The following is a 24,374-nucleotide window of genomic DNA, read 5'->3' on the forward strand; positions in this document are numbered from 1 at the left end:
CCGATCCAGTTGCGTTTTACGACGATTCCTGTAGTTTGTTTGCATGCTGAAAGTCTTGCCTGTGGTTCGCCGTAGTGGCGCGCTTGCGCTGTTGTGTGGGCTTTTCTCTGCCACGATCGTTGTTGCACAGAAGCCGGCGGCGAAGCAGCCGGACGATCCGGAATACACCGCGAAGATCAAGGAGTACCTGACCGATCCGCGGTTCTCGACGGAGCTGGTGGATCATCTGCCGGCGTCGTCGACGATTCCCACGCCGCTGAAGTTCCTGGGCTCGATGCCGGGGCAGCCGGGCGAGCTGTATTACGCCGAAGACATCTATCGCTACTACCAGGAGCTGGCGAAGGACTCGCCGCGGGCGAAGTTCTGGAAGTTTCCGCTGAAGACCGAGGAGGGGCGCGACATGGTCGTGCTCGCGATCGGCAGCGAAGAGTCGATGAAGAACCTCGACAAGTACAAGGCTGACCTCGCGGCGCTGGGCGATCCGCGCAAGACGACCGAGGAGCAGGCGCAGAAGATCATTCACACGTCGAAGCCGATCTACTGGATCACGTCGGGTATTCATTCGCCCGAGACCGGTGGCCCGCAGATGCTGGTGGAGCTGGCGTACCGGCTGCTGGTGGAAGAGTCGCCGACGATCAAGAACATTCGCGATAACGCGATCATCTTCATCACGCCGGTGGTCGAGCCGGATGGCCGTGACAAGCAGGTGGACACGTACTACTACGGCAAGAAGACGGGCAAGACGAAGCCTCCGCTGATGTACTGGGGCAAGTACGTGGCGCATGACAACAACCGCGATGGCATGGGCCAGCTGCTGCACCTGACACAGAACATTACGGCGGGCATGCTGGAGTGGCACCCGACGATCCTGCACGATCTGCATGAGGCGCAGTCGTACCTGTATGTGTCGACGGGCACGGGGCCGTATAACCCTTCGCTGGACCCGATTGCGATTGACGAGTGGTGGATGCTGGCCGAGACGGAAGTGATGGAGATGGCCAAGCGCGGTGTGCCGGGCGTCTTCACGTATGGCTACTACGATGGCTGGGTGCCGAACTATCTGTTCTGGATTGCAGAATCGCATAACTCGTTTGGGCGCTTCTACGAGGTGCAGTCGTATGGGCCGGATAACCAGCCCAACCTGCAACTGCCTGCGACGGCGACGAGCCGCGAGTGGTATCGGCCGAATCCTCCGCTGGCTTCGATCAAGTGGGGGCCGCGTGCGAATACGGACATCCAGGAGTCGGCGATCCTGATCGCGCTGAACAAGGTGGCGACCGAGAAGCAGCTGTATCTCGAGAACTACTGGATGAAGAGCAAGCGCAGCGTGGAGAAGGGCAAGGATGGCCCGACGTTTGGCTGGGTGATTCCTGCGGCGCAGAAGCATCGCGTGAACACGGTGGAGATGGTGAATGATCTTCGCCACCAGGGCGTGGAGATCGAGGTTGCGCCGGCCGATGCGACCTATGGCGATGTGAAGGTGGCTGCGGGCGATTACATCATCCGCGCGGACCAGCCGTATCGCACGCTGGTGGACCTGTACTTCAGTCTGCAGAACTATCCGATCACCAACCCCATCCCATACGACGACACGGGCTGGACGATGCCGCTGATGCGCAACGTGACGGTGCGTGCGATTGCGGATAAAGCTGTGCTGGCGGGGCCGACGAAGCCGATCATGGCGGATGTTGTCGCGCCGGGTGTGATCGCAGGAACGGGTGACACGCTGGTGGTCGAGAACAACACGGACAACGTGCTGGCGACCTTCCGGTTCAAGAACCCGACGGTGAAGATGGAGGCCGCGGAGCAGGACTTCACGGTCGATGGACACAAGCTGCGGGCGGGCGCGTTCGTCATCCATGATGCGAGCAACGCCGAGGTGAAGAGGTCGATCGACTCGTTGGGCTTGACGGCGTATCTCACGTCGGGCTTGACGGTGAAGACGCATCCGCTGACGGTGCCTCGTATCGGGTATGTGCACTCGTGGGCGCGCACGCAGGACGAAGGCTGGGTGCGTGCGGCGCTGGATCACTACGGCATTCCGTACACCTACTTTGCGGACCAGAAGCTGCGTGAGGGGCATCTGCGCGAGAAGTATGACGTGATCCTGCTGCCGTCGATCGGCGGCACGTCGGTGTCGCAGGTGAATGGGATTCCGAAGCTGCCGGGCGGCGATGCGGTGCCGTACAAGAAGAGCGACATCACGCCGAACCTGGGCGCGGAGGACTCTACGGATGACATACGCGGCGGTATGGGGATCGAGGGCGTGGCGGAGCTGGTGAAGTTCGTGGATGAGGGAGGGACGCTCATCACCGAAGGCTCGACCTCGACGATTCTGCCGGACTATGGCATCACGTCGCTGGTCACCGTAGAGCATCCCACGAACTTGTACGCGAAGGGTGCGTTGATGCGCGGCATGATCAGTGACGCGCAGAGCCCTGTGATGTATGGCTACAACGGCACGCAGCTTCCGGTGTACTTCAGCCAGGAGCCTGTGCTGGCTGCGGCTTCGGGTGGTGGACGCGGCTTCGGCGGCGGGGGCTTCGGTGGAGCGCGCACCGTGCCGGGCGTGGGTGTGGACATTACGCCGAACGCTTCGCCGATTGCGTTGTCGCCGTATAACCCCGATGCCAACGATGAGCCGGAGGCCAAGGGGCTGCCGACGCTGGAGGCTGACGGTGCAGCGGCACGGGCTGCGGTGCGGCGGGGCGCTGGTGGCCGTGCTGGCGCAGGCGGAGGTGCTGGAGGTGGTCGCGGCGCCGAAGGGCCTGCTGAGCCTTCGCCGCGCGTGGTGCTGAGCTTCCCAACGAACCCGAACGACATCCTGCTTTCGGGCGAGCTGGCAGGCGGCACGGCGCTGAGTGGCCGGGCAATGATCGTGGATCAGCCGCTGGGCGAGGGGCACGTCGTGATGTTTGCGATCCGGCCGTTCTGGCGCTGGCAGACGCAGGGCACCTTCGCGCTGGGCTTCAACACGATCATCAACTGGGACCACCTGGACGCAGGCAAGGCCGTTGCGACGGGTGGGCGTGGTGGTGCTGCTACAGCGGGGGACTCGCAGCAGCAGTAGCAGGAGGGCGGGAGCCGGGCTCAGCGATGCGGCGGCTCCCGGCTCTTGCGATTCCGCGAGCAGGCGGTTGCACTTGTGAGTGCTCGCGTGGGACACGTACACTTCGGCAACTCAAGGGTCGAAGGTAGCCGATGAATCGCCGCAAATTTCTTACATCCAGCAGCATGGCCACGCTGGCGCTGGGCTCTTCAGCCGCGCCAGCCGAGCCAGGTGCTGCGTCCGTGCCGCGCAGCGCCACTGGCCCGGCCACCATGAAGCTCGGCTGCCAGAGTGAGCCGACTACGGATTCGCACCTGAAGTTCCTGGCGCGGTACGGGGTTCGCAACATCTGCGGCTACCCGGAGGTCGCCGATGGGCGCGTCTATGCGACGGTCGAAGAGCTGACGCGGATGAAGGGCCTGGCTGCGAGCAACGGCATCGCCATCGACTGCGTGGGGCCGCCGATCCTTACGTCGAGCTACGTCGACAAGGAGAGGCATCCGGCGATCATGCTGGCGCGGAGCCCGGAACGCGATCGGGATATCGAGGACTTTCAGAAGCTGATCCGCAACTGCGCGCAAACTGGCCTGCCAGCGATCAAGTACAACATGAGCCTTCTCGGTGTACTGCGCGTCGGGCGTGTTCCGGGGCGGGGCGACAGCACCTACAGCCAGTGGAAGCTCGCGGCGGCGCACCCGGAGACTCCGCTGACGATTGCGGGCCGCGTGGATGCGGATATGTTCTGGGAGCGCATTACGTACTTTCTCGACCGGGTGGTGCCGGTGGCGAACGAGTACAAGGTACGGCTTGCGTGCCATCCGCAGGACCCCGGTGTGCCGCCGGAGGGCTACCAGGGAGTGGACCGCGTGCTGGGCACGGTGGATGGGCTCAAGCGGTTCATCACCATCCGTGAGAGCCCCTACCATGGGCTGAACTTCTGCCAGGGCACGGTGTCGGAGATGCTGGCGGATCCGGGGCGCGAGATCTACGACGTGATCCGCTACTTCGGGTCGCGGGGGAAGATCTTCAATGTGCACTTCCGCAATATTCGAGGACACCGCAACGACTTTGTCGAGGTGTATCCCGACGAAGGCGATGTGGACATGGTGAAGGCGATTCGGGTTTACCAGGAGGTCCGGTATCCCTACCTGCTGATGCCGGACCATGTGCCGCAGGCGGCGAGCGATCCAGGCGGGCTGCAGTCCTTCGCGTTCTCGTACGGATACATCCGGGGCCTGATCCAGTCGCTGGAGGCTTGACCGCGCCGCGGTTGTATCGACGTAAAGGTGCGGCGCTTTGCTTTTGTTATCAGTAAGAGGTGTCATCCCGAGCGACGGCGTGGGACCTGCAGACCTTCTGTGCTGGTACCTAGCTGCAGGTTTCTCCACTTCGCAGGACGATAAAGCCGTCCTGCTCCGGTCGAAATGACACACTATCAGGTTGTATATGTCGAAAAGGCCCAGGCGCTGGCTTAGTGCGTGAAGGCGCGGAAGAGGTTTTCGCCGCTGGCCTCTTCTTTGCCGCTCTTGTCGTCTTCTTTGGCCTTGGGCCACGTCCAGTAGGCTGCGAGGTAGGTGTAGGTCTCGGGCGCCCAGACGACGCTGTGGCCGCCCGCGAAGAGCAGCTGGAAGTGGTCTCCGAAGGCGTAGTAGCCACCGAAGTCGGCGAGGATGGCGCGATCGCCTGCGACGTCGGGCCGGCCTTCGGCTCCGTGGCCGAAGAGCTCGACGCCGAGAACCAGCTTCTCCGTGAATTTGTGCTGGCTGAGGAAGCCGGCGAAGGGGTAGTTGTAATAGCCGGTCTGGGGGACGATGGCTTCGCCGCCGCCGAGGTACTCGGTCCACTTGTCGTCCTGGAAGCCTTTCTTGAACCAGACGGGGACGCGGTACCAGGTCTTGCCTACGCCGAGTCCGCGGGAGGCGTCGCCGGTGGGCAGCTCGACGAAGGGGAAGATGCCGGTTTCGGGGATGAGCTTCGATTCAGGGAGAAGCTTTAGCTTCACGCCAAGCTCGATGTCGCCGACGCCGTGGGTGACGGTGCCGTCGGGGTTGAAGGCGTTCACGAAGGGCAGGACGAAGTGGAACTGCGTGCGCGGTGCGATGCCGAAGTTCATCTCGTAGCTGGGCGCCAGCAGGGTCGTGCCGGCGTGCTGCGAGCTGTCGGACAGGGAGAAGGCGTACATCTCGAAGTGGTGGTAGTCGACGGGGTCGGGATCGTCGGTCTGGTAGGGCGGGCCGGCCTGGGCGTGCGCTTGGGAGCAGGCGAGAAGGGTGCCGACGAGGCAAAGCAGCCGGGCCAGAATGGAGCTCATCCGAAACATGTTGTCACCGGACGGTTACAACGGCATCATGCGCGGCCTCGTTCATCATGACGTTGTGTTCATACGAAATAGCGGCCCATCGAATGCGTAAACGCACGAGGCCCGCTCGATGAGCGGGCCTCGTGCAGAGCGGGTTGTGACAGTCGTTACGCGACGCCGATGACGTTGCAGAGCTCCTGCACTGCGGCAGCGGACTTGTTGAGCGCTGCCTGCTCGTCGGCGGTGAGCTTGATCTCGATGATCTTCTCGAGGCCCTTGGCGCCGAGCTTGCAGGGCACGCCGACGTAGAGGCCGGAGATGCCGTACTCGCCCTGGAGGTAGGCGGCGCAGGGAAGGATCTTCTTCTTGTCCTTGAGGATGGCTTCGACCATCTCGACCGCAGCAGCGGAGGGAGCGTAGTAGGCGGAGCCGGTCTTGAGGTGCTTGACGATCTCGGCGCCGCCGTTGGCGGTGCGGTCCTCAAGCTCCTTGAGGCGGGCGGGCTCGATGAGCTCGGTGATGGGAATGCCAGCGACGGTGGAGTAGCGGGAGAGCGGCACCATGGTGTCGCCGTGGCCGCCGAGGACGAAGGCGGTGACGTTCTCGACGGAGACTTCGAGCTCCTGCGCGATGAAGGTGCGGAAGCGGGCGGAGTCGAGCACGCCGGCCATGCCGATGACGCGTTCGCGGGGGATGCCGAGCTTCTTGAAGGCCGTCTGCGCCATCGCGTCGAGCGGGTTGGAGACGATGATGAAGATGGCGTTGGGCGAGGCGGCGAGGGCCTTCTCCGCGACGTCGCTCATGATCTTGAAGTTGGTGTTAAGCAGGTCGTCGCGGCTCATGCCGGGCTTGCGTGCGATGCCCGCGGTGATGACGACGATGTCCGAGTTTGCTGTGTCGGCGTAGTCGTTGGTGCCAACCAGGGTGACGTCACGCTTTTCGATCGGCATGGCCTGAGCCAGGTCGAGGGCCTTGCCCTGGGGAACGCCTTCGATCACGTCGATCAGAACGACGTCTGCCAGTTCCTTGGCTGCGATCCAATGTGCTGCCGTCGCGCCTACGTTCCCGGCGCCGACTACCGTTACCTTCTTCCGCTGCATGTTGTCTCCACGAAGAAAAACTGCGTCATTGCGACCCTACGATGATAGTCCCCGGGATGCGGCGTTCGCTTTGCCGTGGCGATTAGCGAACGTCGGCGTGCGTCGTTCTGAAAGGGTCGTGGGTGATCTGGTCATGAGACAAGCAGAGAAAGCAAAAACCCCGCGCCGAAGCACGGGGTCTTGGATGAAACAGGTCCGAAGTTACGCTACGCGGAACTTCCGGCCAGCCACGAGGGCCATTGCCAGCAGGCCGGTGCCGAGGAGCACCAGAGCGCTGGGCTCAGGCGTGCCAACGGTGAGCTGCGCGGAGAAGTTCTGGTCGCCAGCGCCTACACCGGAGTTGGTGAGGCTGAACGCGCCGTAGTAGTCCACGCCAGGGTAGTCGGAGTCGGTGAAGTAGCCAAGACCGGTGAACGAGCCCTTGGTGCTGACGGTCGCGGCCGTGTACGAATCAACCTCGGTGAGGTAGAACGTCAGGGTCGTGCCACCGAGAACCATCGTGAACAGCTCTTCGGGAGTGCTGATCGTGCCGAGGTTGATCGGCGAGAGAAGGGTAAGCGTCGCGGACCCATAGGTTCCACGCGTGGTGTTGTAGGACGTGTCGAAGGTGGGCGAGCCGGCGTTGTACGTGAACGTGTTGCTCGCGATCGTACCGTAGCCGCCATAGGTGAACGTTCCGTACGGAGCAGGATTGGTGGGAGTAGCCTTGGCGGAGGGGACCGCCAAGAAGAATAGCGCAGCCACGAGCGTGAAAATTGCCGCGGCATTACGAGTGAAGGCAGACTTCATGGAAGCACCTCAGGGGGTATTGCGAATGCCTAAGCATGCCGTCATAACCGTGGGCGTGTCAATAACTTTCGACGGTTTTCCAGCTTTTTCTACATAGCCATCTTTTGTGTCGGTTTGGAGATTACCGAAAGGTGGTACCGGAGTCGGCAGAGGGGGGAATTGATGTGTATGGACGGGGAATAGATGGCGAAATTCAGGTGACTGGAAACGAGTGGATAACTTGTGGGAATCGAGTCCGGATCCGGACGTGGTGTCGCGTAAGAAGGCAAAACCCCGGCCGGGTGGCCGGGGTTTCTGTGCTGCGGTGGGCAGAGGTCACTAGAACTGGCCCCAGAGGAGCTGGTTGTAGACCTCGTGGTGGAACTGGACCTCGGAGGCCTTGACGACCGTGCCGAGCAGACGGGGGCAGCGGTCGGCCGAAGCCTGCTTCAGCTCGGCGTAGCGGGCCTTGACGTCCTCCCCCAGGAGCTCGGTGGTCCATTCGGCCGATTTGAAGTCCTCGATGGCGGTGTAGATGTTGTCAGGCAGGTAACGCTCGGCCTGGCGGAGGTTCTTGATCTTCGCGACGTTGCCGGTGAGGCCGGTCTTGAAGACGGTGTAGAGGACGGCGTAGGGGTTGGCGTCCGGCCCGACCGAACGGACCTCGACACGGGCCGACTTCTCGTTGCCGATGGGGATACGAACCATCGAGCCACGATCGGTGGCCGAGGCCTTGATCTGGTTCGGGGCCTCGAAGTGAGGATCCAGGCGGCGATAGGCGTTCACCGAAGCGTTGAGCAGCAGGCAGATGTCATTGCCGTGGGTGAGGATCTTGTCCACGAACGTCCACGCCATCTTGGAGATCTTCTCTTCGCCCTTGGGATCCCAGAAGAGGTTCTTGCCGGCCTTGTTGGTGATGGACACGTTGGTGTGCATGCCCGAACCGTTGACGCCGACGACCGGCTTGGGGAGGAAGCTGGCGGTCATGCCCATCTGGTTGGCGACCTGGCGGCAGATCAGCTTGTAGAGCTGGATCTGGTCGGCCGCGGCGACGGCGTCGCCGTAGGTGTAGTTGATCTCGAACTGCGAGGGAGCGACTTCGGGGTGATCCTTCTCGTTCTCGAAGCCCATCGCGCGCTGCACTTCGGCGGAGAGGTCGATGAACTCGCGGAGCGGGTCGCCAGGCAGGGAGTGGTAGTAGCCGCCCTGGTTGGTGTACTCGAACTTGCCGGTGAGGGGGAAGTTGCGCTCGGCGTCGAGGCCCTCGAAGAGGAAGCCTTCGATCTCGTTGGCGGCGTTGAGGGTGTAGCCGTTCTTCTCGTACTGCTCCTTGCAGAAGGCCTTGAGCACGCCGCGGAGATCGCCGACGTAGTGGGAGCCGTTCTTGTCGATGACCTCACCGAAGACGAGGACCTTGCCGGAGCCGAAGACGTCGGCGGGGGCGTAGTAGAAGGCGGCCCAATCGAGGGCGAGCCGGAGATCGGACTCGCGCTGGGCGGTAAAGCCGCGGATCGAGCTGCCGTCGAAGGTCAGGTTGTCGTAGCTCTTGAGCAGGAACTTCTTGTCGTAATCGAGCATGTGGAGACGGCCCTCGAGATCCGAGAACAACACCGTCACGGCCTTGATGCCCTTGGTGTCTGTCAGCCACTTCACGCGCTCTTCCTGAATCGTCTCGGGATCAACGCGCTTCTTGCGCTGTTCCTTGGCCTGCAGGTTGAGCTCTTCGAGCTCCTCGTACGACAACTCCAGAAAGTCGCGGTAATCGCTGGGCATGGTGCTCCTTCAAGAAAAAGAGATGAGAGGTTGAAGAAAAGTGTAGCGTGGCGCACGGCCGGTGCGCCACGAACATTGAGTGCGGAAGGCGGGTCGATTCACTCGAAACAAGGCCCGATCGGCCCCGGCCATTCGATTCAAAAATATCAGAAACCCGTCAGGCAGGCGGGTTTGGGGTTTGAAAGCCAGGGAACCGGAAGGGCGTGTCCGCTCGTATCGGGGATATGCGATATGCGGCGATCATGAATTGGATGGGGCTGTCGGTAGCGTGTGTCTGCGCTCACGCAGCTCTTGCGCAGAAGCCTGCGGAGCCTCAGCAACCAGCGGTGCGGGTGATGGTGGTGGGCGTATTTCACATGTCCAATCCAGGGCATGACCTGCATAACCTCAAGGTCGATGACGTGCTGTCGGCGCCGATGCAGAAGCAGATTGAGCAGGTGAATGCAGGGATGTCGCGGTTTCGCCCGACGGTGGTGATGGCGGAGTGGCCGGAGAAGCAGGCAGACGAAAGATACTCGCAGTTTCTTGCAGGGACGCTGCCGCCGAGCCGCAACGAGGTGGTGCAGCTGGGTTTTCGGCTGGCCAAGTCGGCTGGACTGCAGCGTGTCGAGGGAATCGACGCGGATGGGGAGTTCCCGTACGAGGCGGTGCAGAAGTTTGCGGAGACGCATGGCCAGGCGGATGTCCTGGCGAGGGCCAATGCGGCGATCCAGGCGAAGGTGGATCGGCAGGCGAAGATCCTCTCCGGGCAGGGAGTGGGCGCGACTCTGCGCTTCCTTAACGATCCTGTGTTGCTGCGTGACGACAATGCCTTCTACCGGGAGATGCTGCGGGTTGGCAGCGGGACGGATCAGCCCGGGGCGGAGCTGTTGACCGCGTGGTATCACCGGAACTTCCTGATCTGCTCGAACCTCATCCAACACACGAAGCCCGGGGACAGGGTGGTGGTGTTCTATGGCGCGGGGCACGCCTTTCTGCTGAGACAGTGTGTGGCGGAGACGCCGGGATTCGAACTGGTGGAACCAAACGGCTTTCTGCCTCGCTGAACGTGTTGCGGCGCCGGGTGCAAGGCACGCTGGTGGGAGTGTTTTGCAGTCCCATCGAGTCGTTCTGCAGCGCCAGCTCATCTATAGAGGTTGATCCAGGATAGTGGGAGAATAGAAGCATGATTACCGGGGAAGAGCTGCGCATCTGTAAGGTCTTTGAGTGTCTCGACGCTGCTGAGCGCGACAGGCTGGCGACCAAGGCCGCGGACATTTATGTGCGACCCGACGAATACCTGATCCGCGAGGGAGAGACGGCCCATTTCTTCGTCCTGCTCGAAGGCAGGATGAAGCTCTACAAAGAGGTGATGGGGCGGGACAAGTTCATTGACGAGGTCAAGTACGCGGCGGGTGATTTCTTTGGCGAGGTTCCGATTCTGCTCGGCTCAGCGTCTCTTGCGTCTCTGCAGGCCGCAACCTGGTGCCGCGTGGCGCGGTTTGATCGCCAGCAGTTCCAGGAGTTGATCCAGGACTCGGAGAAGTGTTCGGCGGTCATCATGCAGGCGATGAACAGCCGCCTGTTGCGGGTGCAGCAATACGCGATGGAGACACCGTCGGCACGTGTGCTGGTGGTCGGCTCGCAGTATGACACTGACTGCCGCGATATCCGGACCTTCTTGGCGATGAACCGGATTCCGTATGAATGGCTGGACCGGGATAACGAGGCAGACCGCATCCCTTCCTGCATGCCGAAGGACGTCGATGGTCCGGCCGTGGTGGTCGACCATGCCTTCTGGGTCCCGCAACCGCCGACGGTACGGAAGGTCGCTCAGGCACTGGGGATTCGGACGCATCCGACGAAGCCGATGTACGATGTGGTGATCGTGGGCGGTGGACCTGCTGGCCTTGCGGCCGCGGTGTATGGGGCTTCCGAAGGTCTGTGCGTGCTGCTGGTGGAGCGCAACGCTGCCGGTGGACAGGCTGGGACGTCGACCCGCATCGAGAACTACCTGGGATTCCCCAATGGTGTCTCCGGCGATGAGCTGAGTGAGAAGGCGCTGCGGCAGGCGACGCGCTTCGGCGCTGAGATGGTGCTGACGCGCACCGTGGTGAACATCGAGGCGATGACCATCGACCACGGCGGCCATGGATACTGCGTGGAGCTGGATGGCGGCGATCGGGTGCAGACGCGCACGGTGATCCTGGCGACGGGTGTGGACTGGCGCCGGCTGGAGGCTCCGGGCGTCGAAGACCTGATTGGCCGCGGTGTCCTCTACGGGGCCGCGCGGACGGAGTCGCAGACGGTCATTGGCAAGGATGTCTTCATCGTGGGTGGGGGCAACTCGGCAGGGCAGGCGGCGATGTACTTCACGAACTATGCGCGCAGCGTCACGATGCTGGTGCGCGGGCCCAAGGTGGAGTTCACGATGTCGCAGTACCTGGTCGATCAGCTGGCGAAGAAGTGCAACGTCAGTATCGAGACGAACACGGTGGTGGTGGAAGCGACGGGTGACGGGCATCTCGAGTCGCTGACGACGCAGACGAAGGATGAAGCGCCGTACACACGCAAGGCCGATGCGCTGTTCGTGATGATCGGCGCGGACGCCAATACGAGCTGGCTGCCGAAGGGCATCGAGCGCGATGAGCGAGGTTACATCTGCACCGGGCGCGACGTGGTCGACCTGCCGGGATGGGACAATCGGCGCCGCACGCCGTACATGCTGGAGACGAACATGCCGGGTTTCTTCTGCGCGGGCGACGTGCGGCATGAGTCGATCAAGCGGGTATCGAGCGGCGTGGGCGAGGGCAGCATGGCGATCGCGTTCGTGCACCAGTACCTGGCGCTGGACGATCACGCGCGATTGAAGGCCAGCTAGGCTGCAGCCATTTGGTGAGCTAAGGATCTACGAAAGCGCTGAGATGTGTCGTCTCGAGCGAGGTAGAGGGATCTGCTGTTTGCCTATGCCGGTAAAGAAGCAGGTTTCTCCACTACGCGGGACGATGGAACTGTCCCGCTGCGGTCGAAATGACACATCTCTAGATGGGGCAATCTCCGCAGAATGTGTCGTATCAGGTGACTGTGGCATCTCCGGCGGGTGATAGCTGTCACCGCCGTTGGCCGCGGGGGGTGGTGTTCTGGTGATGCCATGAACCCACTCGACGGACTCGACTTCGACAAGCAACCCTTCCTGGTGATCTGGGAAGCGACGCAGGCCTGCGATCTGGCCTGCAAGCACTGCCGCGCGCAGGCGCAGCCCATTCCGCATCCGCAGCAGCTGACGACGGCGGAGGGCATGAATCTCATCGACCAGATCTCGGAGTTGCACGTGCCCATCTTCGTGCTGACGGGCGGCGATCCGCTGAAGCGTGCCGACATCTTCGACCTGGTGCGCTATGCCAACGGCAAGGGCGTGCACACGGCGCTGGCTCCCAGCGCGACCCCGCTGCTGACGCGCGATGCCATCTTCAAGGCCAAGGAGGCCGGTGTGGTGAGGCTTTCGGTCTCACTCGACGGATCGTGCCCTGAGATTCATGATGTCTTCCGCGGCGTGGAGGGCACCTTCGAGCGCACACGTCTGGCCGTGCAGTACGCCAACGATGCAGGCCTTCCCATTCAGGTGCACACGACGGTGAGCCGTCACAATATCCACGATCTCGACAACATCGCGAAGCTGCTGACGGATTGGAAGATCGCGATGTGGAATGTGTTCATGCTGGTTCCGATGGGCCGCGGGAAGACGGCGGACCTACTGGACGGCGAGGACTTCGAGAAGGTCTTCGAGAAGATCTACGAGCTTTCGACGCGCGTGCCGTACCAGATCAAGACCACCGAGGGCATGCACTATCGCCGCTTCCTGCTGCAGAAGCAGACCGAGCGCCGGCGTGCGGCCGAGGGGGAAGTGGACGACATGGGCGCGGCCCGCGAGGCCGACTCTCATGGCGATGCTCTGCGTGAGCGTGGCGGACCGATGTATGCGGGCACGCACAGCTGGGCGACGCGCCGCATCAACGACGGCAAGGGCTTTGTCTTCGTCTCGCATACCGGTGAGGTCTATCCCTCGGGCTTCCTTCCGCTACAGGCGGGCAACATCCGCGAGCGCTCGCTGGCTGAGATCTACCAGGAGTCGCCGGTGTTCAAGGTGCTGCGCGATACCGCGCTGCTGGACGGCAAGTGCGGCGTCTGCGAGTACAAGCAGGTGTGCGGCGGTTCGCGGGCGCGTGCCTTCGCGGTGACCGGCGATGTGCTGGCGCAGGAACCCTGCTGCATCTATGAGCCGAAGAACTGGCACCCGGTGTCGGAGGATGCTCACCCGCTTGCGGAGGAGACGATTGCGATGGCGCTGGCTTCTCTGTCAGAGGCCGACGCAGCGCGTCGCATCATTGCGGAGGCGGCCGAGGCCGCGAGCAACACGCGGGCCAGCCTTCGGGGAGAGCTTGTTCAACTGACGGGAGTGTAAGTCATGCGGATCGCGATCGTAGGCGGCGGCATTGCCGGTCTGAGTGCAGCGTGGGAGCTGGAGAAGGCTCGCGCTGCGGGGCAGGATCTGGACTACGTGCTCTTCGAGCGCTCGGACCGCCTTGGCGGTTGCGTGCGGTCTGAGATCGTGGAGGAGTGCATCGTGGAAGGCGGGCCGGACTCGTTCCTCAGCGAGAAGCCTGCGGGACGTGCGCTGTGTCGCGAGGTGGGGCTGGGTGAAGCGCTGGTGGGGTCGAACGACGCCGAGCGCAAGACGTACATCGTGGTGAAGAACCGCATGGTGGAGCTGCCGGACGGGCTGATGTTCATGGTCCCGACGAAGCTGATTCCTACTGCGCTTACTAGGCTGTTCTCGCTGAAGACGAAGCTGCGGATGGCCTTCGAGTTGTTGCATCCGCCGCGGCCCAGCGACCACGACGAGACGGTTGCGGAGTTGGTGCGGCGGCACTTTGGTGACGAGGTTGTGGATCGGCTCAGCGATCCTTTGCTGAGCGGCATCTATGGTGGGAGCTCCGAACAGCTGAGTGTGCGCAGTGTGCTGCCGCGCATGGCGGAGATGGAAGCGAAGTACGGCAGCCTGACGCGGGGCATGCTCGCGGGGCGTCGCAAGATGAAAAAGGCGGCTACGGGGGGCGCGGCGGAGCAGCGGCAACTCCCGCTGTTCACCACGTTGCGTGACGGCATGGCGTCGCTGGTGTGGGCGCTGGAGGCACGGATCGCTCCTGAGCGGATCCGCGCGGGCGTGGCGATTGAGCGCGTCGAGCGGCACGGGCACAAGTGGGTGCTGCGACTGCCGGAAGGTCCCGAGTACTTCGACGCTGTGATCGTCGCGACACCGGCTGGCGTGGCGACGAAGCTGCTGCAGACGGTCGATGGAGAGCTGAGCGCGGAGCTTGCGGCCATACCTTATGCATCTTCGGTTACGGCGACAATGGCGTATCGGATGGCGGATTTGAAGAAGCTGCCGGAGGGCTTTGGCTTCCTGGTGCCGGCAAGTGAGGGACGTGCGATGGCTGCGTGTACGTTCGTGCATCGCAAGTTCGCGGGGCGAGCTCCAGAGGGCATAGGGCTGCTGCGCTGCTTCCTGGGGGGATCGCGTGCGGCAGAGATGGTGGACGCGAGCGAAGGCGAGTTGCTGGCGTGCTTCCGCCGCGATCTCGAAGAGATCACAGGAGTCACGGCCGAGCCCATGTTTACGCGGGTCTTTCGCTGGAAGCAGACGAGCGCGCAGTATGCCGTGGGGCACGCGGAGCGGATCGCGCGCGTGCGGGGGCGGCTGGGCCACCTGCCGGGCCTGCTGCTGGTGGGTAATGCGTACGAGGGGGTTGGCGTGCCGGATTGCATTCGCGGCGGACAGCATGCGGCCAAGGAGTTGCTGGAGCGGGTGGGCACGGGAGTCCTGGTCGGCGAATAAACGTTGCGACCATCGCTCGGCCCGGAATTGGTGGGCAAACAAGCAATGCGACGGCCTGGCAGGATCTCTGCCGGGCCGTTGCTTCCATTGCGAAGGAGTGTGCTTGTTGCGCTCGCTACTTCGAGAAGCCGCGGACGTAATGCACCATGGCCCAGATCTGGGCATCGGTCTGGCGGCCGGTCTCTCCGGGCATCTGGCCGACGCCGTTTTTGATGACCCAGAAGAGCTCGCCATCGGTGCGGCCGGAGAGTGTCGCCGGGTTGGAGAAGTCCTTCATGGTGAGCTTCATACTGTCGACCATCTCGCCCTTGCCATCGCCCTTTGGGCCGTGACACATCGCGCAGTCATAGCCGTAGACCTTCTTGGCGAAGGCCTGATTTTCGGGGGTGGACTTGACGGGATTGGGAACGGCGGCCGCGGCGGCAGGAATCACCAGGGGCGGATTGGCTGCAGCGTCTGGTGCGGAAGGGGTTTGCGGAAGCAGTGCGAGGAGGAACAGGGCAGGAGTTGCGAACAGGGCTTTGATCATGAAAGGCCTCTCCCGGGGAGGCGGCAAATACCGGTGTGATCCCGGTTGAGCCCGATCGCCTGCGAGGTGTTCGCGGGAGGAAGGTGGTGCACCGCCCGTCTCAACCGGGAAGGCGAGCGATGCAACCAAGGACATCGTGCCATGGTGGTGCCGAAGTTCCGTGTGACGCGAGTCACTGAAAGCGGTGCCGTCGGCGCCGTTGCAACGCAGCCAAGCTAGTCCATACTTCTACCCGTGTGCAACTGGTTTCGGCGTGGGGTGGTGGGTGGTCCTCCGTTTCGAGGCGCAAGGACCGGAGCCTGTGCGATGAACGTTCGGTAATGGGCCGGTCCTTGGGGCCCTGTGTTAGGTTGTTTTCCGCCGTAAAGCGGCCAAGAATGCGGTTCTTCAGGGAGATTTCTCAATGGCGACACAAGACGTCGCGGTGGCAGCCGGCCACGATCGACCGGCGGAGTCAGGGTCCACGGCCAACGCGATCCCACCGGGCAAGAAGATCAACGACCTGAGCATTCAGATCGCAACCGTCAACGGTTCGGGCTCGCAGTCGGCGAACTCGGTCCTGCTGCGTTCCATCTTCGGGATGGGCATTCCCGTCAGCGGCAAGAACCTGTTTCCTTCGAACATTGCAGGCCTTCCGACCTGGTACACGATTCGTGCCAGCAAGGATGGATACGTTGCGCGCAAGAAGGAGATCGACGTCGTCATCGCGATGAACGCCGAGACCGCGCAGGAGGACGTGAAGTCGTTGCGGGCGGGGGCTGCGGCGATCTACGAGGAGTCCTACCAGCTCTCGCAGCTGCGCGACGATGTGGCTTTCTATCCGGTGCCGTTCGACAAGCTCATCGCGGGCGTATGTCCTGAAGCCAAGCTGCGCAAGCTGGTCAAGAACATGATCTACGTAGGCGTGGCGGCGTGGCTGCTGGAGATGCCGCTGACCGTCGTGGAGCCGGCGCTGCGTAAGCAGTTCGCGAAGAAGCAGAAGGCTGCCGACCTGAACTGGGGCGCGGTGCAGGCCGGCTTCGAGTATGCGCAGACCAACTTCACCAAGAAGGATCCCTTCGTCCTGGAGCCGATGAATGAGACGGCAGGGAAGATCATCATCGATGGCAATGCCGCAGCTGGACTGGGTTGCGTGTTCGCCGGCTGCACGGTGGTGATGTGGTATCCGATCACGCCTTCGACCTCGCTGGTGGAGGCCTTCATCGACTACGCGAAGAAGTTTCGCATCGAGGCTGACGGCAAGGCGACGTTTGCGATCGTGCAGGCTGAGGATGAGCTTGCGGCGATCGGTGGCGTGCTTGGGGCTGGCTGGGCGGGCGCTCGTGCGATGACGGCGACCTCTGGCCCTGGCATCTCGCTGATGGCGGAGTTCTCCGGCCTTGGTTACTACGCGGAGCTGCCGGGCGTGATCTTCGATGTGCAGCGTGGCGGGCCTTCGACGGGCATGCCCACGCGCAATCAGCAGGCTGATTTGCTGGCCTGCTCGTTCCTTTCGCACGGAGATACGAAGCATGTGCTTCTGATTCCCGGCAGCGTGAAGGAGTGCTACGAGATGGCCATCGCTGCGTTCGACCTCGCCGAGGTGTTACAGACGCCCATCTTCGTGATGAGCGATCTCGACCTCGGGATGAACAACTGGATGAGTGAGCCGTTTGTGTATCCGGAGAAGCCGATGGATCGCGGGCGCGTGCTGACGGCCGAGCAGCTGACGGAGCTGGGCGGCTTCGCGCGCTACAAGGACACCGACGGCTCGGGCATTGGCAGCCGTACGCTGCCGGGGACGAATCATCCGCAGGCGGCTTACTTCACGCGTGGTACCAGCCACAACGAGAAGACGGCGTACTCGGAGCGTCCGGACGATTACATCAATAACGTGGAGCGGCTGAATCGCAAGTGGGAGACGGCGCGCACGCTGGTGCCGCGTCCTGAGGTCGTGCAGACCGGCAAGGCGAAGGTGGGGCTGATCGCGTTCGGCTCGACGGACTTTGCGCTGCGCGAGAGCCGCGACCAGGTGCGCAACGAGTATGGCCTGGAGACCGACTACCTGCGGTTGAAGGCGTTTCCTTTCACGCGCGAGACGGTCGACTTTATCGCAGCGCATGATCGCGTCTATGTCGTCGAACAGAACCGCGATGCGCAGATGCTCTCTCTGCTGAAGCTGGATATTCCGGCGGAGCTGATTGTGAAGCTGCGCAGCATTCGCCACTTCAGCGGCATCCCGATCGATGCGCGCTCCATCACCGACGAGCTGGTGATGCAGGAGGGACTGTGAAGTTTCCCTCCGGGGCTAAAGCCCCTGTCACTCGACCCGGATCCCGGCGGGGCTGAAGCCCCGCCCTGACAAAGCTCATCTCTCGCGAGGATTTGAACCATGGCGACAACAGCAATCACACCAGATGCGCCCAAGGCTCCCAAGACGAATCACATTGGTTTGCAGGTGCTGGACTATCGCGGCGGCAAGACGACCTTGTGCGCGGGTTGCGGGCACAATGCGATCTCGGAGCGCATCATCGATGCGTTTTACGAGATGGGAATTGAGCCCGAGCGCGTGATGAAGATGAGCGGCATCGGCTGCTCGTCGAAGAGCCCGGCGTATTTCATGAGCCGGTCGTTCTCGTTCAACACCGTCCATGGGCGCATGCCCTCGGTGGCGACGGGCGCGCTGCTGGCCAACAAGACGATGCGCTCGCTGGGCGTCTCCGGCGATGGCGATACCGCGTCGATCGGTATGGGCCAGTTCGTGCACATGATCCGGCGCAACGTGCCGATCCTGTACATCATCGAGGACAACGGCGTGTATGGGCTGACCAAGGGCCAGTTCTCGGCGACGGCTGATATTGGCTCGAAGCTGAAGACCGGCGTGATCAACGATCTCCCTGCGATCGACACGTGCGCGCTGGCGATTCAGCTGGGTGCGACGTTTGTGGCGCGGTCGTTCTCGGGTGACAAGAAGCAGCTGTTGGCGATCCTGAAGGCGGCGATTGCGCACAACGGCACGGTGGTGATCGATGTGATCAGCCCGTGCGTTACGTTCAATGACCACGAGGGCTCGACGCGCAGCTACAAGTACATGCAGGAGCACGATGTGCCGATCGCGGAGACTGGCTTCGTGCCGTCGTTCGAGGACATCGCGGTCGAGTACGATCCGGGTACGACGGTCAATGTGCGGATGCATGATGGCAGCCAGCTGCGCTTGAAGAAGCTGCAGGAGGACTACGATCCGACCAGCCGCACCAAGGCGATTGAGGCGCTGATGGAGCATGGTGAGCGCGGCGAGGTGCTGACCGGCGTCTTCTATGTGGAGACCGACAAGCCGAGCTTTACGGAGCTGTTGAACCTGGTGGATGAGCCGCTCGCGACGTTGCCGGAGGAGCGGGTCCGCCCGGCGAAGTCGGTGCTCGACGACGTGATGCAGCGGCTGATGTAGCTCTGTCCGGTTCCGTTCACGTCGAGAGAACCCTTGCGGTAATCGTTTTACGTTCTACACTAGCTGCGTGTGGCGAATGGGTCCTGCCCGCCCGGGGGACCCATTGCTGTTTGTGGGCGTTTCTGCCGGAAGCCGGGCCGGTGGAGGATGCGTCATTCGCCACGCGCGAATCGAGTCGAATCGAGAGGGCCTGACACGAATGTTGAGACTTCCCAGGGTTCCTAACCTGACCGAGATGGCGTACCTGAGCGTGCGCAAGTACCTGCTGGACGGTTCGCTGACCGAGGGCGAACGGCTAACCGAAGAGTCCGTCGCGACGCGGCTCGGCATCAGCAAGTCGCCTGTACGCGAGGCGCTGAACCGCCTCGAAACCGAAGGGCTGATTGTGATCTCCCCCCGGCGCGGGGCCTTTGTGCGGCGATTCACGCTGGAAGAGACCCGCGATCTGTACAACGTGCGCGAGGTGCTGGAGACCTACGCGGTCCGCGTGGCGGATGTGTCGCCCCGGCTCATCGACGAGCTGGAGCAGAGCATCGAGCGCACGCGCGAGCACCTGCGCAACGGTGACAAGCCGGGGCACGTGGATGAAGACGTGCGCTTCCATTCGCTGCTGGCCGCGAGCTCGGGCAATGGGGAGCTGAAGGCGATGCTGGAGAACGTCCAGCACAAGAGCCTGCTCTCGCGCTCGAAGACCTTCCACCTGAGCGCTCCGGCGACGCCGGCGGGCCATGCCAAGATCCTTGAGGCACTTCGCCGCGGCGATCGTACGGCGGCGGCTGAGGCGATGAGCGAGCACATCTTCTTCACTCGGGACGCGCTGCTGACGGTGATGGAGCAGGAGGGTGAAGAGCCCACGTCAACGGAGCCGCCGGAAGGACAGGGCGAGCTTTCGCTGGCTGCCGACGCGTAGTTCGCGGGGTATCGCTAACGGTTTTCGCTAATAGAGAAGAATCTTTGTCCGCTCGGCCTGGAAGGCGGCGAGACCGGGCTGCCAGCTCTGCGCGATGGCGCGGGGATCGTCGCCGCGCGCGATGGCGTCCATGGTGGCCTGGTTGCAGACCAGTGTCATGGCGCGCGCGAGGTTGAACTGGGTGGGATAGAGGCGATGCAGGGCGGAGAGGATCTCGACGCCCAGCTCCGGTGTGTCTGCGTGCCTGGGGTCGGTCAGGGTGACGCGGACGGCGTCGATGGTCTGGCCGTGGAAGGGATAGTGGTTGGCGTCCTCGGCGATGGGTTCCTTCGTAGCGGTGAAGGCGACTCCGGGGATGTTGCGCGAGTTCAGGTAGGCGACGACGTCCGCGGCGTTAAACCATGCCTTCGTGGTGTTCGCGGTGGAGTCCACGAGGCCGCCAGTGGCCGTTGAGGTCGAAGGCTTCTGTGGCGGGATGCCGGCGCCGAAGAAGCTGAAGGGGTGATCGGTGCCGCGGCCCACGGAGATGTTGGTGGACTCGATGAGGCCGAGCGCGGGGTAGAGGAGGGCGGTTTCAGGCGAACGGAGGTTGGGGCTCGGGTTGACCCAGGGAACACCGGTGTCGGCGTAGAACATGCTGCGCTGCCAGCGCTGCATGGGGATGACGACGAGGGTGGTGTCGAGGTGCTTGACCGCGACGATGTAGCGGGCGAGCTCGCCGAAGGTCATGCCGTTGCGGGGTGGCAGTGGCATGTAGTTGACGTAGGACTCGCGGCCGGGGTCGGAGACGGGACCCTGGACGGCGAGGCCGCCGACGGGATTGGGGCGGTCGAGAACCACGATGGTGAGGTCGTGGTGGTACTGGGTCTTCTCGGTGGAGGCCGCTTCGAGGAAGTAGCCCATGGCGGATTCGTAGGTCCAGAAGTGGGTGCCCATGTCCTGGAGGTCGATGACGACGGCGTCGAGCGAGGCGAGCTGGGCGTGGGAGGGGCGGCGGTCGGCGTCGTGGGCGCCGTAGAGGGAGATGACGGGGAGGTTGGTGGCTTGGTCCTTCTCGGCGAGTTGGTGGGTGGTGTCCTGCTGGGCGGAGAGGCCGTGTTCGGGGGTGAAGATTGTTTCAAGGTCGATCAGGTCTTCTCTAAACCCTCTGCTGTTTAGGATGTCGATCGTGCGCTTGCCTTGAGCGTCGATACCGGACTGGTTGGTGAGGACGCCAATTCGAAGCGGGTAATAGCAATGCCCCCCGAAGCATCGCGCTGGTTCGGCGCCGCGTTCGGTCGCGAGCTTCAGCAGAGGATTGGAGTTGCCTAATCTTTCGAGGACATCGATACCGGTACTTGTGGGATCAGGAGGCCCCGATTGGTATCCGGGGTCGTTGCGAACTTCGACTTCATCACTCTCAACCCATACACGCGGATCGCAGACCGTGTTCCGCTCACAGGGTTTTGAGAGTGCCTCCGCTGCGGCGGTTGCTACTTCGCCCCGCAGGGCGGAGATCGGTGTGGCTCCGCGGGGATGGACGGCGTTGGAGAGCAGGATGACGTAGCTGTCGGAGGTGGGGTCGATCCAGAGGGTGGTGCCGGTGAAGCCGGTGTGGCCGAAGCTGGGGATCTGGGCCGAGGGCGTGCTGGGGGCGACGGTGGGGAAGATGGCTCCGCGCGGGCGGGAGAAGGCGGTGTTGATGTCCCAGCCGAAGCCGCGCAGGGGCGTGCCCTGTACGGCCATCAGCATGGGCGTGGCGGCTTTGGGATCGCGGGTGAGGATGGTGGCGTTTTGCACGGTGGGGGGCTGCTCGGGCGAGACCATGAGCTGCAGCGTGCGCTGCGAGACCGGGAACGGGCCGGTATTGCGCAGCAGCTTGTCGAGCAGGGCCTGGGCGTAGAGCGAGACGTCGTGCGCGGTGGAGAAGACGCCGGCGTGGCCGGCGACGCCGCCCATGCGGCGGGTGGTGGGGTCGTGTACGGTGCCGCGGGTGAGCAGGTCGAAGTGGAGGTTGGTGTCCTTTGTGCCTTCGTCGTCGTGCGTGGTGGGCGCGATGCGCGGGAGCAGGCTGGTGCTCCAGGTGTCGCCGGGGCAGGCGATGAGGATGCGGCCGGGCGGCTTCGGCGCCCACATGATGGCCGCGCCGACGAGTTTATGCGGGCCGCAGACCTTGTAGTAAGGGAGGTAGCGCGTCTCGGTCATGCCGAGCGGGAGGAAGACGTTCTTGAGCACGTAGGCGTCTTCGGGCTGGCCGCTGAGGCGCTCGACGATCTCGCCGAGCAGGATGAAGTTGATGTCGGAGTAGACGAAGTGCGTGCCGGGCTCGGAGGCGAGGGCGGCCGCGTGAGCGCGGCGGAAGCCTTCTTCCTTGTCGGGCGAGGCGAGGCCCCAGGGGTCTTTCAGCGGGACGTCGGGCGGCTCGCCGGAGGTGTGGGTGAGCAGCAGGCGCAGGGTGACCTTGGCGCGCGTGGCGTCATGCGCGGGGTTGAACTCGGGGATGTACTTGTCGACCGGATCGTCGAAGCTCGCGATCTTGTGCGCGTCGTAGAGCTGCATGATCGACGTGGCGGTGGCGAGGCACTTGGTGAGCGAGGCCATGTCGAAGATGGTGTCTTCGGTCATGGGCTCGGCGGGGGATGGGGTGCCGTCGAGGCCGGGTTCGCCGTCTAGCTTGCGGTTGCCGAAGGCTTGTTGATAGAGCACGTGCTGGTTGCGGCCGATGACGACGACGGCGCCGGGGAGCTTGTGGGCTGCGATGGCGTCGGTCATGAGCTTGCTGACGTTGGAGAAGTCGTAGCGGGTCGAGGGGGCGGTCGAGGGCTCAGGGTTCAGGGCCCAGGGTCCAGAGGGCGGTGCTGCCGAGGCTGAGAGGAGCGTGGCGGTGATGGCGGGGCGTTGACCTTCGGGGTCCTTCGACTGCGCGTCGCAAGGGCGCGACGCTGCGCTCAGGATGACAAACAAGAGCAGAGCGGTGGCGGCCTGGGTGGCCGTGCGCTTCTTGCGGAAGATGAGGCTCATGAGGGCTCCAACGAGGAAGGTGACGGCTGCGCCGATGAGGACGTACCAGGTGAAGGCGATGTGGGGGATGGTGAGCGATGGCGCGCCCGTTACGCTGACGGGATAGCCGCGCACGCTGAACCACGAGGAGAAGCCGCCTCCACCGATGGTCTTGGGGAACGTGCCCTGCCAGAGCCACAGGTTCAGCGCGAAGCCGGTGACCATGCCGATGCTCGTTCCGATCTCGGTGGCGAACTTTGTGAGGGTGCCGAGGAGGAAGACTCCGAGCAGGCAACCGTAGGCGACTGAAGCGATGGAGAGTGCGATCTCGACGACGTGGCCTTTGCCGCCGGCGGAGACGGTGGCGACGGCGATGGCGAAGAGGACCAGCGCCCAGACGAGCGTGGAGGACTTGCTGATAAGGTTGCGCTCGCGGTCGTCGGCGTTAGGGCGCAGGTGCATGTAGAAGTCGACGACGGTGGTGGAGGAAAGTGAGTTGAGCGCGGCGGAGAGGTTGGACATGGCGGCGGCGAGGATGGCGGCCACGAGGAGGCCGGCGATGCCGATGGGCATCTCGCGCACGATGAAGGTGGGAAAGAGACGGTCCGCCGATGTCTGATTCAACAGGAATGGTCTGGTCCAAAACTCGCTGTACAGGTGGCCAATGCCGTATGTGGCGGCCTGCTGCTGTGCGACGACGTAAAGGCCTGCGCCGATCAGCAGGAAGAGTGTGAACTGGATGAAGATGACGACGCCGGAGCTGAGGAGGGCGAGGCGCGATTCGCGCAGGTTCTTTGCAGCTAGCAGGCGCTGGACCATCAGCTGGTCGGTCCCGTGCGATGCCATGGTGAGGAAGGTTCCGCCCAGGACGCCCGCCCAGAAGGTGTAACTCTGCGTGAGGTTGAACGCAAAGTTGAGCATGTGAAACTTGCCCGCGGCTCCGGCGACGTGGTGGATGGTCGCCCAGCCGCCGGGAATGTGGTGGCCGAGGGACCAGACGGCGACCAGCGTTCCGAAGACGTAGATGCCCATCTGGACCACATCGGTCCAGACGACGGCGGCCATGCCACCTTCGAAGGTGTAAAGCAGCGTGAGCGCTGAGATGATCGCGATGGAGAGCACGTCTCCGGTGCCGATGGCGATGGCCACGACGATGGAGACGGCGAAGACGCGGACGCCTTCGGCGGCAGCGCGGGTGAGCAGGAAGAGTCCGGCCGTGACCTTGTGCAGCGTGGGGCCGAAGCGTTGGTCGATGAGCTGGTAGGCGGTGAGCATCTCGCCGGCGAAGTAGCGCGGCAGGAAGAGCATGGCCACGACGATGCGGCCGAGCATGTAGCCGATGACGACCTGGAGGAAGCCGAAGTCGCCCGCGAAGGCGACGCCGGGGATGGAGATGATCGTGAGAGTGGAGGTCTCGGCCGAGACGATGGAGAGCGCGATGGCCCACCAGGGGATGGTGTTGTCGGCGAGGAAGTAACTCTTGAGGGAGCGGCCTTTGCCGGCTTCGCCGCCCTTCTCGCGGAAGCGCAGACCGAAGAGCGTGATGCCGACGAGATACAGCGCCACCAGCGAGAGATCGAGCGGGCCGAGTCGTCCGGTGCGGACGAACAGGGTGAGGGCGGCGAGGGCATCCGGCAAAGCTTTGGGTCTCCTGTCGGTTCACGA

The 24,374-nt window shown here is 63.4% G+C and carries 15 protein-coding genes; 9 read left to right on the top strand and 6 right to left on the bottom strand.

What is annotated here, in order from left to right; genetic code table 11:
- The first annotated feature begins 43 nt into the window (after positions 1-43).
- Together C4S68_RS00850 and C4S68_RS00855 are read left to right on the top strand one after the other, a co-directional pair.
- On the top strand, positions 44-3,070 hold the full coding sequence (locus C4S68_RS00850) for a M14 family zinc carboxypeptidase (RefSeq protein ID WP_235011264.1): 3,027 nt from the start codon (positions 44-46) through the stop codon (positions 3,068-3,070).
- Positions 3,071-3,201: 131 nt separating this feature from the next.
- Positions 3,202-4,308, top strand: coding sequence for a mannonate dehydratase (locus tag C4S68_RS00855; protein ID WP_103931148.1), 1,107 nt, complete (start codon positions 3,202-3,204; stop codon positions 4,306-4,308).
- 212 nt (positions 4,309-4,520) lie between these two features.
- On the opposite strand, the gene C4S68_RS00860 is transcribed toward C4S68_RS00855, so the two are convergent.
- From C4S68_RS00860 to C4S68_RS00875, 4 genes are all read right to left on the bottom strand, one after another.
- Positions 4,521-5,360: a transporter gene (locus tag C4S68_RS00860; RefSeq protein ID WP_103931149.1), complete on the bottom strand. Its 840-nt coding sequence runs from the start codon at positions 5,358-5,360 to the stop codon at positions 4,521-4,523.
- 155 nt (positions 5,361-5,515) lie between these two features.
- Positions 5,516-6,448, bottom strand: a complete 933-nt coding sequence (gene mdh / locus C4S68_RS00865) for a malate dehydrogenase (RefSeq protein ID WP_103931150.1) — start codon at positions 6,446-6,448, stop codon at positions 5,516-5,518.
- Between the two features lie 201 nt (positions 6,449-6,649).
- A complete protein-coding gene (locus C4S68_RS00870) occupies positions 6,650-7,237 on the bottom strand; it encodes a PEP-CTERM sorting domain-containing protein (protein ID WP_103931151.1) in 588 nt (195 codons plus the stop codon).
- 318 nt (positions 7,238-7,555) lie between these two features.
- Complete coding sequence (locus tag C4S68_RS00875; protein ID WP_103931152.1) at positions 7,556-8,989, bottom strand: glutamine synthetase family protein; 1,434 nt, start codon at positions 8,987-8,989, stop codon at positions 7,556-7,558.
- Positions 8,990-9,192: 203 nt separating this feature from the next.
- Between C4S68_RS00875 and C4S68_RS00880 the strand changes: the two genes are divergently transcribed.
- From C4S68_RS00880 to hemG, 4 genes are all read left to right on the top strand, one after another.
- Complete coding sequence (locus C4S68_RS00880; protein WP_146071965.1) at positions 9,193-10,035, top strand: DUF5694 domain-containing protein; 843 nt, start codon at positions 9,193-9,195, stop codon at positions 10,033-10,035.
- Positions 10,036-10,154: 119 nt separating this feature from the next.
- Positions 10,155-11,849: an FAD-dependent oxidoreductase gene (locus C4S68_RS00885; RefSeq protein ID WP_103931154.1), complete on the top strand. Its 1,695-nt coding sequence runs from the start codon at positions 10,155-10,157 to the stop codon at positions 11,847-11,849.
- A 270-nt stretch (positions 11,850-12,119) separates the two neighbouring features.
- Positions 12,120-13,430: a TIGR04053 family radical SAM/SPASM domain-containing protein gene (locus C4S68_RS00890; protein ID WP_103931155.1), complete on the top strand. Its 1,311-nt coding sequence runs from the start codon at positions 12,120-12,122 to the stop codon at positions 13,428-13,430.
- 3 nt (positions 13,431-13,433) lie between these two features.
- A complete protein-coding gene (gene hemG / locus C4S68_RS00895; RefSeq protein WP_103931156.1) occupies positions 13,434-14,864 on the top strand; it encodes a protoporphyrinogen oxidase in 1,431 nt (476 codons plus the stop codon).
- A gap of 115 nt (positions 14,865-14,979) precedes the next feature.
- Here hemG and C4S68_RS00900 read toward each other — a convergent pair whose 3' ends face one another.
- Entirely contained in the window at positions 14,980-15,393 is a 414-nt protein-coding gene (locus tag C4S68_RS00900; RefSeq protein WP_160114940.1) for a c-type cytochrome, read from the bottom strand.
- A gap of 403 nt (positions 15,394-15,796) precedes the next feature.
- Here C4S68_RS00900 and C4S68_RS00905 point away from each other — a divergent pair, with 403 nt between their 5' ends.
- The 3 genes from C4S68_RS00905 (at position 15,797) to C4S68_RS00915 (ending at position 19,730) form a co-directional block, all read left to right on the top strand.
- Positions 15,797-17,665, top strand: coding sequence for a 2-oxoacid:acceptor oxidoreductase subunit alpha (locus C4S68_RS00905; protein ID WP_103931158.1), 1,869 nt, complete (start codon positions 15,797-15,799; stop codon positions 17,663-17,665).
- Positions 17,666-17,764: 99 nt separating this feature from the next.
- Positions 17,765-18,820 (top strand): 2-oxoacid:ferredoxin oxidoreductase subunit beta, encoded by a 1,056-nt coding sequence (locus C4S68_RS00910; RefSeq protein ID WP_103931159.1) that lies wholly within the window; start codon positions 17,765-17,767, stop codon positions 18,818-18,820.
- Between the two features lie 199 nt (positions 18,821-19,019).
- Positions 19,020-19,730 (top strand): GntR family transcriptional regulator, encoded by a 711-nt coding sequence (locus C4S68_RS00915; RefSeq protein WP_103931160.1) that lies wholly within the window; start codon positions 19,020-19,022, stop codon positions 19,728-19,730.
- A 27-nt stretch (positions 19,731-19,757) separates the two neighbouring features.
- On the opposite strand, the gene C4S68_RS00920 is transcribed toward C4S68_RS00915, so the two are convergent.
- Positions 19,758-24,347 carry a sodium:solute symporter family transporter gene (locus C4S68_RS00920; RefSeq protein WP_103931161.1) on the bottom strand — a complete coding sequence of 1,530 codons (4,590 nt, stop codon included), beginning with the start codon at positions 24,345-24,347 and terminating at the stop codon, positions 19,758-19,760.
- Positions 24,348-24,374 lie beyond the last annotated feature (27 nt).

This window comes from Bryocella elongata, from assembly GCF_900108185.1.
Classification (GTDB): Bacteria; Acidobacteriota; Terriglobia; order Terriglobales; family Acidobacteriaceae; genus Granulicella; species Granulicella elongata.